The organism is Sphingobium sp. AP49 (assembly GCF_000281715.2).
GTDB lineage: Bacteria > Pseudomonadota > Alphaproteobacteria > Sphingomonadales > Sphingomonadaceae > Sphingobium.
In genome coordinates this window covers 1,327,311-1,340,293 of sequence record NZ_CP124576.1, presented here as the reverse complement: position 1 = coordinate 1,340,293, position 12,983 = coordinate 1,327,311, and the positions used below count along the sequence as shown (strand labels likewise).

Genomic DNA, 12,983 nt, shown 5'->3' with positions numbered 1-12,983 from the left:
GGCTATCCCGCCACCGCCAGCAGCTTAGCACTCATCGCCGGCCATTCGGCCATGTCCCACCCCTCGGGCGTTTCGCGCGTGATGATCTGGTCCGCGCCGAAACAATTGCCCAGGTCGATATCCTCGCATTTCTCAAAGCTGCGATCGGTCAGGGAATAGAAAGGGCGCACCCTGGGCAGGGTCAGATCATCGGGATTCTGTTCGACCACGATCGCCAGCCGATGCGATCGCAGCCGCACCAAAGATCCAATCGGATAGATGCCCACCGCGCGCTGGAAGGCCTGGAAAATTTCGCCGTCGAACAGCTTGCCGACATTTTCGTCAATCATCAGCAGAGCACGCGAGGGATCTTCGCCATTACGGTGCAGGCGGCTTGACGTCATGGCATCATAGGTGTCGCAGATCGCTGCCATGCGCGCGAACAGGCCGATCTGATCGCCAGCCAGAGCATGTGGATAGCCGCTGCCATCCAGCCGTTCGTGATGGTGGAGGCAGACGTCGAGCACCGTACCGGGTATCTCGCCGCCCAGGGTCAGAAATTCGTGCGCCAGGCTGGTATGGCTCTTGACCAGTTCCCACTCCTCCGGCGTCAGCTGCTCCTGCTTGTCCCACACCTCCTGCGGCACATGGGCCATGCCCATGTCCATCAACAGGCCGGCAAGGCCCGCCTCGCGAATTTCCTCAGCGGGCAGGTGCATCTGCTGCGCCAGGCCGATCATCAGCGCGCAGACCGACAAGGCATGCTGATAGAGATATTCGCCGCTGTTCTTCATCCGCGCGATCGCCATGAAAGCATGCGGATTGCGCTGCACCGAACTGGATATCTCGTCGACCATGGATTCCAGCTTGGCCGCCTTGACCGCCTTGCCCAGCCGCGCATCCTCGAACAGCTTGCGCATGGTCCGACCGGACTTGCGCGCGAGACGCTGGGCATGGACCATTTCGGCGCGGATCGGCAACCTGTCCTTGGACAACGGATCGAACGGCCGTTCCACCGGCTGCGGCGCAGCCCGGCGCGCGATCGTCGCCCCGGCGCGACCGAACAGCCGCTCGCGCGGCTCGGCGATCGACACGACCCGCGACGGCGCGGGGGTGGGCGCTGCCACCCCTACATCGGCCCCGCGCGCGATGTCGATCACCACCCATTCGACCGAACTGGCCTTCAGGGTCGCCAGCATCTCGGGATCTTCCAGCAACAGCTTGCGCTTCCAGAAGGGGTGGGAAAACCACGACCCTTCCAGCTTGTGCAGAAACATCCCCAGTTTGATGTCCTGGGTGCGAATTCTTTTCAACATCTTACGGCCCCGTAGTCCCCGAAGACATTTCGCAGGCGCCCTCTTTCCAAAAGGTTAACGGCAGGAGCCGCCAGCACGTAGTCGGGGCGAAAGCGGCCCGCCAATCGCGCCCGTTGCCGCTGGCCGGCGTGACCCTCATCACAGGAATTGGCCAGCAATGCGGGCATAGGAAAAAGGTAGGAAGGGGTTCCGGAATAGCGGAAGGGGAAACAGGCATGGATCGTCGGGATTTTCTGGGCACATTGGCCGCGACCACCGCGATCGCGTTGCCAAGGACGCTATTTGGCCAGTCTGCCCTTCCGCCCGCTCTTCCCCCCGTTGCAAAGACGGTCGATGTCGTGGACCACCGCCTCGGGCTGACGCTGCCCGATCCCTATCGCTGGATGGAAGATCCCAAGGATCCCGACTGGGATCCCTGGATGCGCGCGCAGGCCGCCTATGCCCGGCGCACGCTCGACGCCCTGCCCGACCGGGCCGCGCTGGCAAGCCGGATCGGCAGCCTGACCGGCGAACTGCCGGTCGCCCTGCGCATCGAGCGCGTGGGGCAGAAGATGTTCGTCGAATATCGGCCCGGCGGCGCCAGCGTGCCCAAACTCTATGTGATCGACCGGCCGGGTGGCGAAAAGCGCCTGCTGGTCGATCCCGAAGCAACCAAAGATGCCAGCGGCGCCCATATGAGCCTCGACTGGTGGCATGCGTCGGACGATGGCGCCCTTGTCGCCTATGGGCTGTCGCCGGCCGGGTCGGAGGAGTCCGTCGCCCGCATCCTGCGCGTCGCCGACGGCACCCATTTCCCGGAGGCGATCGATCGCGCCCGCTTCGCCAACCCGCAATGGCTGCCCGACGGGTCGGGCTTCTTCTACACGCGCGGCCGCGAAGGCGCAGTGCGGGGCGCGCCCGATTACCTCCTCAACACCGTCGCCTGGCTGCACAAGGTCGGCACCGATCCCAGCCAGGACATCCGGATCGCCGCCGGCGGCGATACGCTGGATGGGTACAAGCTGCTGCCGATCGACTTCCCGTTCGTGGTCGTCGCGCCCGGTTCGGACATGGCGGTGCTGTTGCCCTTTGGCGGGGTGCGACGCGAGAATCCGCTGCTGGTCGCGCCGCTTGCCGATGCAGCAGCCGGCCGGGCACGCTGGCGGGCCGTCGCTCGGCTCGAAGACCAGGTCACCTCCTTTGCGCTGCGCGGCCAGGACATCTATCTCGTATCCGAGAAGGCGACACCGCTCGGCCGCATCCTCAGGGTCGATGCCGCCAATCCGGACATCGCTCAGGCGCAAGTCGTCGTGCCAGAAGGCACCGCGCCGATCGAGACGACGGATACCGGCCTCGTCGCGACCCGCGACGGGGTGTATTTCGCCCGTCAGAATGGCGGACCGATGACGCTGCATCGGCTGGGACAGGATCAGAAGATCACCGACATCGCCATGCCGTTCGATGCCGGCATCTATGGGCTGTTCGGCTCAACCGGGCAGGATGGGATCGATGTTCGCATGGCCGGCTGGGTCCAGCCCTTCGCCATCTATCATTATCAGCCCGGCGGCGCGCTGACCGATACCGGCCTCAGCCCCAAGCCCGCCTTCTCGACCGCTGATTATGAATCGATCCGGCTGATCGCCATCGCCCGCGACGGCACCAAGGTGCCAGTGTCGATCATCACCAAGCGGGGCCTCAAGCGCGACGGTTCGGCGCCCGCCCTGGGGCAATGCTATTCCAGCTATGGCATTTCCGCCTCGCCCGTCTTCTCTCCCCGCTATCTCGCGTTCCTCGAACGGGGCGGCGTCCTGTTCGAGGTCCATGCGCGCGGGGGCGGCGAATATGGCTCACCCTGGTGGCGGGCCGGGCAGAAGGCCAACAAGGCCAATACATGGCGCGATTTCATCGACGGCTGCGAGGCGGTGATCCGGGCCGGCTGGACCGCGCCTGGCCGGTTGACGATCATGGGCACATCGGCGGGCGGCATCGCGGTCGGCAATGCGATGGCCGAACGGCCCGACCTGTTCGCCGGCGTCATCGACAATGTCGGCTGGACCAACACCGCCCGTGCCGGGGTGGAGCAGAATTCCGCGCCCAATTTCCCCGAATTTGGCGACCCGTCGAACGATGCCGAATATCGTGGACTGGTGGCGATGGATGCCTATCTCAAGATCAAGGACGGCGTGCGCTATCCAGCCGTGCTGGCGATGACCGGCATGACCGACCCGCGCGTCGCTCCCTGGCATCCCGCAAAATTCGCCGCACGGTTGCAGAAGGCATCGACCGGTGGCCCCGTACTGCTGCGTGTGACCTTCGATGCCGGACACGGCCTGGGCTCGACCCGCCAACAGACCGACGAACAATGGGCCGACATCTTCGCCTTCACCCTGTGGCGAGCTGCGGCAGCGGGACAGAAACCGGGCTGAACGGCGAAGCTGACGTCGCGCCGGGCCATCGCCATGATCGAAAAATGGTGCACCCGACGGGATTCGAACCCATGGCCCTCAGATTAGGAATCTGATGCTCTATCCTGCTGAGCTACGGGTGCACGCAGCGCCGGCTCTATTATGCGCGGCCCGTCCGGTCAATTCTTCGCTTCGGGCGGAATGACCGGAAAAGGCAAGGGCGCGACGTTGATCCCTTCCTCGGCCAGCGCCCTGGCCTCGGCCGGAGCGACCTCGCCATGGATGCTGCCCTTGTCCTGCTCGCCATAATGCATCGCGCGCGCCTGTTCGGCAAAGCCGCGCCCGACCCAGGTGGAGCCTTCCAGCACCTTCCTCTGCGCATCCGCCAGCGCCTCGACCAGCGCGCGCATCTTCGCCTCGTCGGGGCCGGCCGCCACTGGCGCCGTGTCCGCCACCCCCTGCTGCGGCACCACCATATTGCGCTGGTTGCCCTTGGCCGCCACCGCCGGCGCCATCAGCGCCTTGCCAATGCGCGTGTCGCCGCATAGCGGACAGGCGAGCAGGCCCAGTTCCTTCTGGTCCGCATAATCAGCGCTGGAGCCGAACCATGCCTCGAATATATGGCCCTGGCCCTCGCATTTAAGGTCGAAAACGATCACCTGATCTCAACATCCTGCGGTATCACGCGCCGATTGGCGATGGCCGGCACCCGCCCGCGCACCGCCTCTACCCGGCTGAGGTCGAGGTCGACAAGGGCAATGCCCGCCCCCTCGCCCATGTCCAGCAGCACATCGCCCCATGGATCGACCACCAGGCTATGGCCATAGGTGGTGCGCCCGTCGGCATGCTCGCCCGCCTGCGCGGCGGCGATCAGGAAGCAGCCCGCCTCGATCGCGCGGGCACGCAGCAGCACATGCCAGTGGGCCTGCCCGGTCGGCACGGTGAAGGCCGCCGGCGCCAGCAGCACGGTCGCCCCCGCATTGGTCAGCGCCCGATAAAGGTCGGGGAAACGCATGTCGTAGCAGATGGAAAAGCCCATCCGTGCCCAGGGCGTATCGACCGCCACCACGCTTTCCCCCGGACCATAGACCGAGGATTCGCGCCAGCTTTCGCCCGACGCCAAATCGACGTCGAACAGATGGATCTTGTCGTAGCGCGCCCGTATTTCGCCGCAGTCGTCGATCATGAAGCTGCGATTGGCCCAGCGCCCGTCACTGCGCGCATCTTTCAGCGGCAGTGATCCGACATGGATCCACAGCCCCTCGCGCGCCGCCGCCTCGCGCACCGCCGCCAGCACAATGTCATCCGCCTCGCCGCGCAGCGTTTCCGCCGCACGCTTGCGATCCCGGTCCAGATAGCCTGCCATTTCCGGGGTGAAGAGCATGTCCGCCCCCTCCCCTTTGGCGCGCACGGCCGCCTCCACAATTGCGGCGGCATTGGCGGCCGGATCGATTCCGGTCGTCATCTGGAAGATCGCGGCGCGCATCGGGTTAAAGCCCCAGCAGCGGGTCGAGCTTGCCCTCGCGGTTCAGCGCAGCCAGATCGTCGCTGCCGCCGACATGCTGGCCGTCGATGAATATCTGCGGCACGGTGGTGCGTCCCGGCGCCCGCTCCAGCATTTCCTCGCGCCTGGGACCGCCCATTGTGATGTCATATTCCTCAAAGGCGACGCCCTTGTCGTCCAGCAGCGCCTTTGCCCGGGCGCAATAGCCGCACCAGGCCTTGGTATAGATTTCGACCTTTGCCATTATCTTGGTAAAACTCCTTTCCCCCGAAATTGGGGGAAGCGCACGCTTTGTCAATCTTCGCCGGCATCCGACACGGTGCGCGGCAACGCCCGTGCCCAGCACAGCAGATGCACCTCGCGCGCGCCACCAGCCTTCAGCAGCGTCGCGCAGGCCGCCGCCGTCGCCCCGCTGGTATGGACATCATCGACCAGCAGGATCGCCCGCCCCTTCAGTGCGTGCCCCGGCGCCAGTGCAAAGGCGCCGCGCACCGCCTTCGCGCGCTGCTTGGGGTTCATGCCCCGCAGCGGCTGGGTCCGCTTCACCCGGCGCAAGCCATGCTTGTCCACCGCCAGCCCCGTCAGCCGCCCCAGATGATCGGCGATCAGCGCCGACTGGTTGAAGCCGCGCCCCCATAGCCGCCAGCGATGCAGTGGCACCGGCACGATCAGCGCGCCGTCCAGCCCCGCCGGCACATGGCGCAGCATCTGCCCCGCGACCAATCGGGCAAGGCCGATCCGCCGCCCATATTTCAATCGCAGCGCCACCGTCCGCGCGACATCGCCATAGGCCAGCACCGCCCGCGCGCTGTCGAACGGCGGTGGCTGTGCCAGGCAGGCGCCACAGGCCGCGCCCTCACCCATCTCGTGCGCGAACGGCAGGCCGCAGCGCGCGCAGCAGGGCGGCCCCAGAAACCGCATCCCGCTCCAGCAATCGAGGCAGAAACCATGGTCCGCGCCGACGATCGCGCCGCATCCGGGGCAGCGGGGCGGAAGGGCATAATCCATGACCGGACGCATCACGGTCTTGAGAAGCGGGACCAGCGACATCATCTGCCTTGTCCGCGCTTCGTCCCCGATGCACAAGGCCCGCCATGACTGCCCCCGAAACCCGCCCCAACATTTTCGACCGTGCCCTGCGCGCCCGCCACCGCGACCGGATGCTTGGCGCCTTTGCCGATCATGACTTCCTCCACCGCGCGATGCTGGACGAATTGCTCGACCGCCTTGCCGACGTGCAGCGCGACCTGCCCGAAGTGCTGCTGATCGGCTGCCCGGACGGCAGCGCGAAAGCCGCGCTCGAAGCCATGGGCAAGCGCGTTGCCTGCGCCGATCCCGGCTTTCTCGCGGCCGCCCGCGTCGGCGGCGTGCAGGTGGACGAGGATGCCTTGCCCTTTGCCGACAATAGTTTCGACCTGATCATCGCCTGCGGCACGCTCGACAGCGTCAACGACCTGCCCGGCGCGCTGATCCTGATGCGCCGCGTGCTGCGGCCCGACGGGCTGATGCTCGCCGCCTTTGCCGGCGCGGGCAGCCTGCCCCGCCTCAAATCCGCGCTGCTCGCGGCCGAGGGCGACCGACCCGGCCAGCATGTCCATCCCCAGGTCGATGTGCGTTCGGCCGGCGACCTGCTCAGCCGCGCCGGCTTCGCCATGCCGGTGGCCGATGGCGAGACTCTCAATATCCGCTATGGCGACATCGTCCGGCTGATGCACGATCTGCGCGGCATGGGCGCGGGCAATGCGCTCGCAACCCGCCCGCCGGCCCTGTCGCGCGATGTGCTGATGCGCGCCGCCGCCCATTTCGCCGATGCAGCCGATCCCGACGGGCGCACCGCCGAACAGATGGTGCTCATCTATCTGTCAGGCTGGAAACCCGACGCCAGCCAGGCCGCCCCCGCCCGCCGCGGCAGCGCCACCGTCTCGCTGGCGGCGGCGCTCAAGGGCGGTGCCAAGCCGGATGGAGATTGACTGCAGCCGCTACCGTCTGATTTCTCAGAGCTGTGACACCCCAGCCAGATAGGACGGCGACAAGGGCAATCCATGGCGGCCCGCATAATCGACAAGGCCGTCGGTCAACGCACGATAATGGCCGAGGAAATCCGAATAATCGGCCATGTCATAATAATGGCGCAACGGTCTGGTCGGATCGAAGGCAGCCAGTTCCAGCACGGGCAGGCGTAGAAAATCGGTCATTTCCCGCGTTCGGCTGTCGATCGTCAGGAATAGCGAGCGGGTGCCGCTGAGCAGCGGCACGACATTGCCATGGAAGCGGGCACCCATGCTGAAATTATAGCGCGCATTGTGCCGGACCCAGGATTCCAGATCGAAAAAGGCGTGAATATGTCGACGCATCCACTGGGCCAGACGCTCGTCATGTGCTTCCAGCCAGGGCAGCAGGTCGAATGTCTGATCGATAAAGCCAGCGAACTGGTCCGGCATGTAGCGCAGAAACGCATATTCGGCCGGCATCATCGTCTCGCCGAAGGTGCCGAAATTGGTCGCCGCGAACAGCCCGTCGGTCACATCCCTCGCCAGCCCCGCCAAGGCGCCGGGATAGAGCGGCAATTGATATAATGAGGGGCAGCCGAGCGGCTGGACATTGGTGATGCCGTGGCGGCTCAGTATTTCTGCGGTATAAACGCCCCGGGTCGGGATCGTCACCCGCTCGGCCAGTTGCTGCAGGAACGACACCATGGTCGGCTGCACCCGAAAATCGCTCTTATAATTCGCCGATTGCAGGCCGACGCACAGCGGTATGAGCGGCCGATCACCGGCCAGTGTCAGTTGCTGCAGCAACTCGCCCCATGGTTCGTCCCCCTCGCGCATCCAGATCAGGTCGTTGGTCAGGAAGGTACCATAGCCATCCAGCCGATCGCCATCCTGCACCGTCACTACATCGCAGTCGAAAATCCGCTGAATCGCGTCGATGAAAGCCAGATTGCCGGTGTTCCAGCCTATCGCCTCCCGCTTCGTCAGCAAAGACGACAAAGGGTCGATGCGGACCGAAAAATAGGCGGCTTTCATATCGTCCCCTCTCTATCCCCTGATCTGTCGATCTCCCGACCGGCCGATCGCTTGCCCTGTCGTCGTGACTAGGCGCGCGCCTTGTGCAACGGGCGCGGCATCCCGGTCCTGCCTGCGGCTTTGCCCCGGCGCCGGTGCGTCTGAAACATCGCGGACGTACCATTGGTTGCCGGTGCGGCGATAATCGACATGGCTGCCGCGCTGGAACGAACTGCCATCCCAGACGATGACCTGCAGTTCGATGCTGTCATTGCGCTGCACATGCAGCCAGTTGAAGCTCTGCGGCTCATCATTGCGCAGGCGGGTCGATGTCGCCGTGCCCGCCTGGATCACCAGCGCCGCGCCGGCGCTCTCCACCATCTGGTCGGCGGCCAGCGCATAGGTACGGTGGAAATGGCCGGCCAGCGCGATATGCACTCCGGCCTCGCACGCTGCCTGCACCGCATCTTCGTGCCGCCCCACCGCCTCGCTCAATTCGCCGCCCCGGCCGATCGGCATGGCAAACAGCGGATGATGGGTAACAAGGATACGGGTCTTGGCCGGCGCCACCCGTGCAAAGGTCGCGCGGAGCCGATCCATCTGGTCATGATTGATCCGTCCGTCCTTGATCGTCAGCGACCGGGCGGTGTTGAGCCCCAGGATCGCGACCTCATCATCCTCGTAGAAAGGACAGAGATCCCGGCTGATATAATGTTTGTAGCGCCCCAGTGGCCGGGCGAAGCGGCGCACGACATCAAACATCGGCACATCATGGTTGCCGGGAATGACCAATGTCTTCATCCCCGCCGCATGCAGCCGTCCGATCCAGGCGGCAGCTGCCTTGAACTGTTCCACCCGCGCCCGCTGGGTCAGGTCACCGCTGATCACGATCAGGTCGGGCCGACGCTCTTCCAGCCAGGCGGTTGCGGCGTCGACAATCCTGCGATCATGCGCACCGAAATGAATATCGGACAGATGGGCGATACGAGCCATTCCGGACTAACGAATCCCGCGCGCATGGTTTCCCATGGACCCGAAATCGCCTGTACGGAGTTATTGCGGCATGGAAACGAAACCGCTCCCCAAACAGGCCATCCTGGTCGTCAACGCCCATAGCCGACGAGGCCAGGACAATTTCATCGAGGCCAGGGAAAAACTCGAAGCCGCTGGCGTGGACCTGATCGCCGCCCACGCGGTCGAAGACCCGGAGCAGATGGCTGCCACGGTCCGCAACGCAGTGGCCAGCGGCACGCCCATGGTGATCGTGGGCGGCGGCGACGGTTCCATGTCAGGCACCGTCGATGAGCTGGTCGGCAAGGATTGCGTGTTCGGCGTGCTGCCGCTCGGCACCGCCAACAGCTTCGCCCGCACCTTGGGCTTGCCCCTCGACCTCGACGGCGCGATCAAGGCGATCGCCACCGGCCAGCGCCGCCGCGTCGACCTCGGCATGATCGATCGCGACTATTTCGTGAATGCCGCCTCATTGGGCCTCTCACCGATGATCGGCCAGACCGTGCCGCACAAGCTCAAACGCTATCTCGGCCGCATCGGCTATCTGCTCTGGGCGGTCAAATGCTCGGTCGGCTTTCGCGCCTTCCGCCTGACGATCGACGATGGGGAGAAGGAACGGCGCCTGTGGTCAACCGAGGTGCGCATTCTCAACGGCCCCTATCATGGCGGGGTCGAGCTGTCGGACCATGCCGCCGTCGATACCGGGGAGATCGTGGTTCAGGCGGTCGTCGGCCGCAGCAAGCCGCGCCTCGCCTGGGACTGGTATGCCAAATTCTTCAAGCTGCGCGACCGCGACGCCCATACGGAGGAATTTCACGGTCGCCAGTTCAGGATCGCCTGCCACCCGCCGCAGAAGATTTCGATCGACGGCGAGGTGCTGGCGAAGACGCCGGTCACGGTGAAGATCGCGCCGGGCGCGGTCGATGTGGCGGTGCCCCGGGACTGATCCCGGCGCATCGCGTCAGTATCAGGCGGCGAGACGCAGGAAGGGCACTGGCTCGGTCGAGCGAAGCAGGATCGGCTTGCCCTCCGACGCGCGAAAGATTTCGCCGTCCAGGATCACGCTGCTCTGCGCGCCGTCGATGCGGATCGTGTCGCCCTGCTCCAGATGGATGCCCTGCATCTGCTGCTTGCCCATGCGGCGGAAGAGGCTGGCCCAGACCAGCCGCAAGATCGCAGGAACGCTCTGATCGACCGCCATCAGCTTCATGTTGCCACGATGGCTGTCGCCTGGCTGCACACCCAGCAGCAACCGTTCCAGCGTGGTGACGATCAGCACCGAAAAACGCCCCGCCAACTGCCCCTCACGGATCAGGGAAATGCTCACCGGATGGCTCGATTGTGGCAGAAACCGGGCACGAATGCCAAAGACCAGCGATGCCAGAACGGCAAGGGCGGTCAGAAAATGACTGATGCCGTTGGACAGGCCCAGCGGGTAGATCTTGTCCCGGCAATAGAGGATATAGTCCGCCAGGCCAGCGCCGCCAAGAAACATGCCCAGCACCGGCCGCGTCGTCTGGCCATCGGTCAGCGCGATCAGTTCGCGCTGCACGACATGGTCGCCCAGGCCCGATTTGGCGATCTCGACGATCCGTTCCAGCGCCTTGATCGGGTCGCCATGAATGCCCAGGTCCAGCGCGATCAGGTTGGTCTTGCCATTGGGCAGCACCGCGATCGGCGGCACCCGGCCGCAGAAATGCTCGCCCTGATAAAGTTCGGTCAGCGCCGCCTGCACCGTGCCGTCGCCGCCATTGATGACGATGACCGCCGGCTCGACCCGCGCGATCGTCTGCAGCGCGCGGCCGATCTGGTCGACATGCTCGACTTCATAATGGAAGATGTCGGGGTTGTTGGCACAATAGCTGCGCACGCGCGGCAAGGTCTGCCGGTTGCCCGTAGACTTGGGATTGGACAGAAGTGCGACGCGGACCATGGCGACCTTACATATATTTGAGGTTGATGGTGATCCGGGTCACGCCCGGTCCTGCATAGAAGGCGGCCTTTTCGACCGACGGCTTGCCCAGATTGAAAATGCTGATCGATGGATTATTGGAAAAACCGCCGCCATCACGGGAGATGTCGGTCTTGCCATTGCCATCCCGGTCGTGCCGCACCGCGATGCCGTATCGGCCGGCTTCGGGCAGCGGCATGCAGAAACGCATGCCTCCGCTGGCTGGCCGGACCGGGGTATCGATGCGGTTCAGCCATTCGCCCTTGGTCAGCCAGGTTGCCTTGGTCGCGGTATAGGATTGCACCCGCACCGTACCGGCAGCCTCGACAAAACCACGCACATCGACCAGCACCGCCGGCCCCTTGGCCGACGCGGCGCAGCGGTTCAGATCATTGGCTATTTCCTGACCATGGGCCATTGCGGGTACGGCAACCATCATCGCCACCACCGGCATCAAACCCACTGCAACTTTCAACATGACCATCAGACTCCTGGAAGCTATAGCCGCCCGATATGATTGGACGGCGAGCCCCTGTTCGCCCCGCGACTCTCTTATTTGCTGACTCGCATATGGGCGGGGTTTGCGGCCAAAACATGGTGATGGGACGACGACATAGAGAAATGCTGACCGCCATCGACCGATATCTCGCCCGCCTGATCGCCCTCCCCCTGATGGGGACGCTGGTGATCGCCGCGATGCTGCTTGTCCTCGACAAGATGTTGAGCCTGTTCGACTTTGTCGCAGCCGAAGGAGGGCCGGTCAGCGTGGTGTGGCGGATGCTCGCCAACATGCTGCCCGAATATCTCTCGCTCGGCATCCCGATCGGGTTGATGCTCGGCATCCTGCTTGCCTTCCGCAAGCTTGCCACCTCTTCCGAACTGGACGTGATGCGCGCCGTGGGCCTGTCCTACGGCCGGCTGCTGCGCGTCCCTTACATGTTCGCCTTCGCCCTGGCACTGCTCAATCTGGGCATTGTCGGCTGGGTCCAGCCGCTTTCGCGCCATGCCTATGAAGCGTTGCGCTTCGAGTTGCGGTCCGGCGCGCTCGGCGCGTCCATCAAGGTGGGCGAGTTCACCAGCCTGGGCAAGCGGATGACGATGCGGATCGAGCGCAGCCTGGACGAAGGCCGCAATCTGCGCGGCATCTTCGTCCGTGCGGTCGGCAAGGATGGTCAGTCCGTGGCCGTTACCGCTGCCCAGGGCGCCTTCCTGGCGACCGACGACCCCGACACCATCATCTTCCGCCTGCGTGACGGCGTGCTGGTGAACGACGCGCCCAAATACAAGACGCCGCGCGTCCTCTCCTTCTCCAGCCATGACCTGCCGATCGACCTGCCGCAGATCGAGAATTTCCGTGGCCGTGACGTCGACAGGGAAAAGACCCTGCCAGAGCTGGTCTCGATGGGTCGCGATCCCGCGACGCCGACCAAGCTGCGCAACGAAATCCGTTCCAACTTCCATTTCCGCATGGTCGAGGTGGTGATGATGATGTTGCTGCCGATGGCGGCGCTGGCCTTCGCGATCCCGCCCAAGCGCTCGACATCCGCGCTGGGCGTCTTCCTGTCGATCGTATTCATCGTGACCTATCACAAGATCAACCAATATGGCGAAAGCATCGGCTCGCTCGGCAAGATTGACCCGATCATCGCTTTGTGGGGGCCGTTTCTGCTGGCCTCGGGCCTGATCTTCTGGATGTATCATGTCATCGCCCATCGCCCCGGTGGCCAGCCGATCGCGGCGCTGGAATATGCGTTCGCCAAACTGGGCAAGCAGGTCGGCCGACTGGTACGCTATGTGACGCGGCGCGGCGAACCGGCGCAAGGAGCAGCCTGA

General features: G+C 64.8%; 13 protein-coding genes and 1 tRNA gene. 4 read left to right on the top strand and 10 right to left on the bottom strand.

Annotated features, from left to right (window positions below; genetic code table 11):
* Positions 1 to 2 precede the first annotated feature (2 nt).
* Positions 3 to 1,295, bottom strand: a complete 1,293-nt coding sequence (locus tag PMI04_RS06560) for an HD-GYP domain-containing protein (RefSeq protein ID WP_007709765.1) — start codon at positions 1,293 to 1,295, stop codon at positions 3 to 5.
* A 215-nt stretch (positions 1,296 to 1,510) separates the two neighbouring features.
* On the opposite strand from PMI04_RS06560, the gene PMI04_RS06555 reads away from it, so the two are divergent.
* A complete protein-coding gene (locus PMI04_RS06555; protein WP_007709763.1) occupies positions 1,511 to 3,700 on the top strand; it encodes a prolyl oligopeptidase family serine peptidase in 2,190 nt (729 codons plus the stop codon).
* 45 nt (positions 3,701 to 3,745) lie between these two features.
* Here PMI04_RS06555 and PMI04_RS06550 read toward each other — a convergent pair.
* From PMI04_RS06550 to PMI04_RS06530, 5 genes are all read right to left on the bottom strand, one after another.
* Positions 3,746 to 3,822: transfer RNA gene (locus PMI04_RS06550), tRNA-Arg, on the bottom strand.
* A gap of 36 nt (positions 3,823 to 3,858) precedes the next feature.
* Positions 3,859 to 4,338, bottom strand: coding sequence for a DUF1178 family protein (locus PMI04_RS06545; protein ID WP_007709761.1), 480 nt, complete (start codon positions 4,336 to 4,338; stop codon positions 3,859 to 3,861).
* Positions 4,335 to 5,165 carry a carbon-nitrogen hydrolase family protein gene (locus PMI04_RS06540; RefSeq protein ID WP_007709758.1) on the bottom strand — a complete coding sequence of 277 codons (831 nt, stop codon included), beginning with the start codon at positions 5,163 to 5,165 and terminating at the stop codon, positions 4,335 to 4,337. Before PMI04_RS06540 ends, PMI04_RS06545 begins: the two co-directional genes overlap by 4 nt.
* 4 nt (positions 5,166 to 5,169) lie before the next feature.
* On the bottom strand, positions 5,170 to 5,427 hold the full coding sequence (gene grxC / locus PMI04_RS06535) for a glutaredoxin 3 (RefSeq protein ID WP_007709756.1): 258 nt from the start codon (positions 5,425 to 5,427) through the stop codon (positions 5,170 to 5,172).
* 50 nt (positions 5,428 to 5,477) lie between these two features.
* Positions 5,478 to 6,236 carry a ComF family protein gene (locus PMI04_RS06530; protein ID WP_007709754.1) on the bottom strand — a complete coding sequence of 253 codons (759 nt, stop codon included), beginning with the start codon at positions 6,234 to 6,236 and terminating at the stop codon, positions 5,478 to 5,480.
* A gap of 41 nt (positions 6,237 to 6,277) precedes the next feature.
* Between PMI04_RS06530 and PMI04_RS06525 the strand changes: the two genes are divergently transcribed.
* Complete coding sequence (locus tag PMI04_RS06525) at positions 6,278 to 7,153, top strand: class I SAM-dependent methyltransferase (protein WP_007709752.1); 876 nt, start codon at positions 6,278 to 6,280, stop codon at positions 7,151 to 7,153.
* A 24-nt stretch (positions 7,154 to 7,177) separates the two neighbouring features.
* Here the strand turns inward: PMI04_RS06525 and PMI04_RS06520 are convergent, their stop codons facing one another.
* On the bottom strand, positions 7,178 to 8,209 hold the full coding sequence (locus PMI04_RS06520; protein WP_007709750.1) for a polysaccharide pyruvyl transferase family protein: 1,032 nt from the start codon (positions 8,207 to 8,209) through the stop codon (positions 7,178 to 7,180).
* Between the two features lie 12 nt (positions 8,210 to 8,221).
* A complete protein-coding gene (locus PMI04_RS06515; protein ID WP_007709749.1) occupies positions 8,222 to 9,181 on the bottom strand; it encodes a metallophosphoesterase in 960 nt (319 codons plus the stop codon).
* A gap of 70 nt (positions 9,182 to 9,251) precedes the next feature.
* Between PMI04_RS06515 and PMI04_RS06510 the strand changes: the two genes are divergently transcribed.
* A complete protein-coding gene (locus tag PMI04_RS06510; RefSeq protein ID WP_007709748.1) occupies positions 9,252 to 10,145 on the top strand; it encodes a YegS/Rv2252/BmrU family lipid kinase in 894 nt (297 codons plus the stop codon).
* Positions 10,146 to 10,166: 21 nt separating this feature from the next.
* Here the strand turns inward: PMI04_RS06510 and PMI04_RS06505 are convergent, their stop codons facing one another.
* Together PMI04_RS06505 and PMI04_RS06500 are read right to left on the bottom strand one after the other, a co-directional pair.
* Positions 10,167 to 11,132: an acylglycerol kinase family protein gene (locus PMI04_RS06505; RefSeq protein ID WP_007709747.1), complete on the bottom strand. Its 966-nt coding sequence runs from the start codon at positions 11,130 to 11,132 to the stop codon at positions 10,167 to 10,169.
* A gap of 7 nt (positions 11,133 to 11,139) precedes the next feature.
* Complete coding sequence (locus PMI04_RS06500; RefSeq protein WP_037486396.1) at positions 11,140 to 11,634, bottom strand: DUF2141 domain-containing protein; 495 nt, start codon at positions 11,632 to 11,634, stop codon at positions 11,140 to 11,142.
* A 137-nt stretch (positions 11,635 to 11,771) separates the two neighbouring features.
* Here PMI04_RS06500 and lptF point away from each other — a divergent pair, with 137 nt between their 5' ends.
* Positions 11,772 to 12,983: an LPS export ABC transporter permease LptF gene (gene lptF / locus PMI04_RS06495; RefSeq protein WP_007709743.1), complete on the top strand. Its 1,212-nt coding sequence runs from the start codon at positions 11,772 to 11,774 to the stop codon at positions 12,981 to 12,983.

What these genes read in the sequence shown, in the direction of transcription:
- PMI04_RS06525 (WP_007709752.1), top strand. Translation starts at nt 6,278, where the DNA reads ATGACTGCCCCCGAAACCCGCCCCAACATTTTCGACCGTGCCCTGCGC.
- PMI04_RS06510 (WP_007709748.1), top strand. Translation starts at nt 9,252, where the DNA reads ATGGAAACGAAACCGCTCCCCAAACAGGCCATCCTGGTCGTCAACGCC.
- PMI04_RS06530 (WP_007709754.1), bottom strand. Translation starts at nt 6,236, where the DNA reads ATGATGTCGCTGGTCCCGCTTCTCAAGACCGTGATGCGTCCGGTCATG.
- PMI04_RS06505 (WP_007709747.1), bottom strand. Translation starts at nt 11,132, where the DNA reads ATGGTCCGCGTCGCACTTCTGTCCAATCCCAAGTCTACGGGCAACCGG.
- PMI04_RS06555 (WP_007709763.1), top strand. Translation starts at nt 1,511, where the DNA reads ATGGATCGTCGGGATTTTCTGGGCACATTGGCCGCGACCACCGCGATC.
- grxC (WP_007709756.1), bottom strand. Translation starts at nt 5,427, where the DNA reads ATGGCAAAGGTCGAAATCTATACCAAGGCCTGGTGCGGCTATTGCGCC.
- lptF (WP_007709743.1), top strand. Translation starts at nt 11,772, where the DNA reads ATGCTGACCGCCATCGACCGATATCTCGCCCGCCTGATCGCCCTCCCC.
- PMI04_RS06515 (WP_007709749.1), bottom strand. Translation starts at nt 9,181, where the DNA reads ATGGCTCGTATCGCCCATCTGTCCGATATTCATTTCGGTGCGCATGAT.
- PMI04_RS06540 (WP_007709758.1), bottom strand. Translation starts at nt 5,165, where the DNA reads ATGCGCGCCGCGATCTTCCAGATGACGACCGGAATCGATCCGGCCGCC.
- PMI04_RS06500 (WP_037486396.1), bottom strand. Translation starts at nt 11,634, where the DNA reads ATGGTCATGTTGAAAGTTGCAGTGGGTTTGATGCCGGTGGTGGCGATG.
- PMI04_RS06520 (WP_007709750.1), bottom strand. Translation starts at nt 8,209, where the DNA reads ATGAAAGCCGCCTATTTTTCGGTCCGCATCGACCCTTTGTCGTCTTTG.
- PMI04_RS06560 (WP_007709765.1), bottom strand. Translation starts at nt 1,295, where the DNA reads ATGTTGAAAAGAATTCGCACCCAGGACATCAAACTGGGGATGTTTCTG.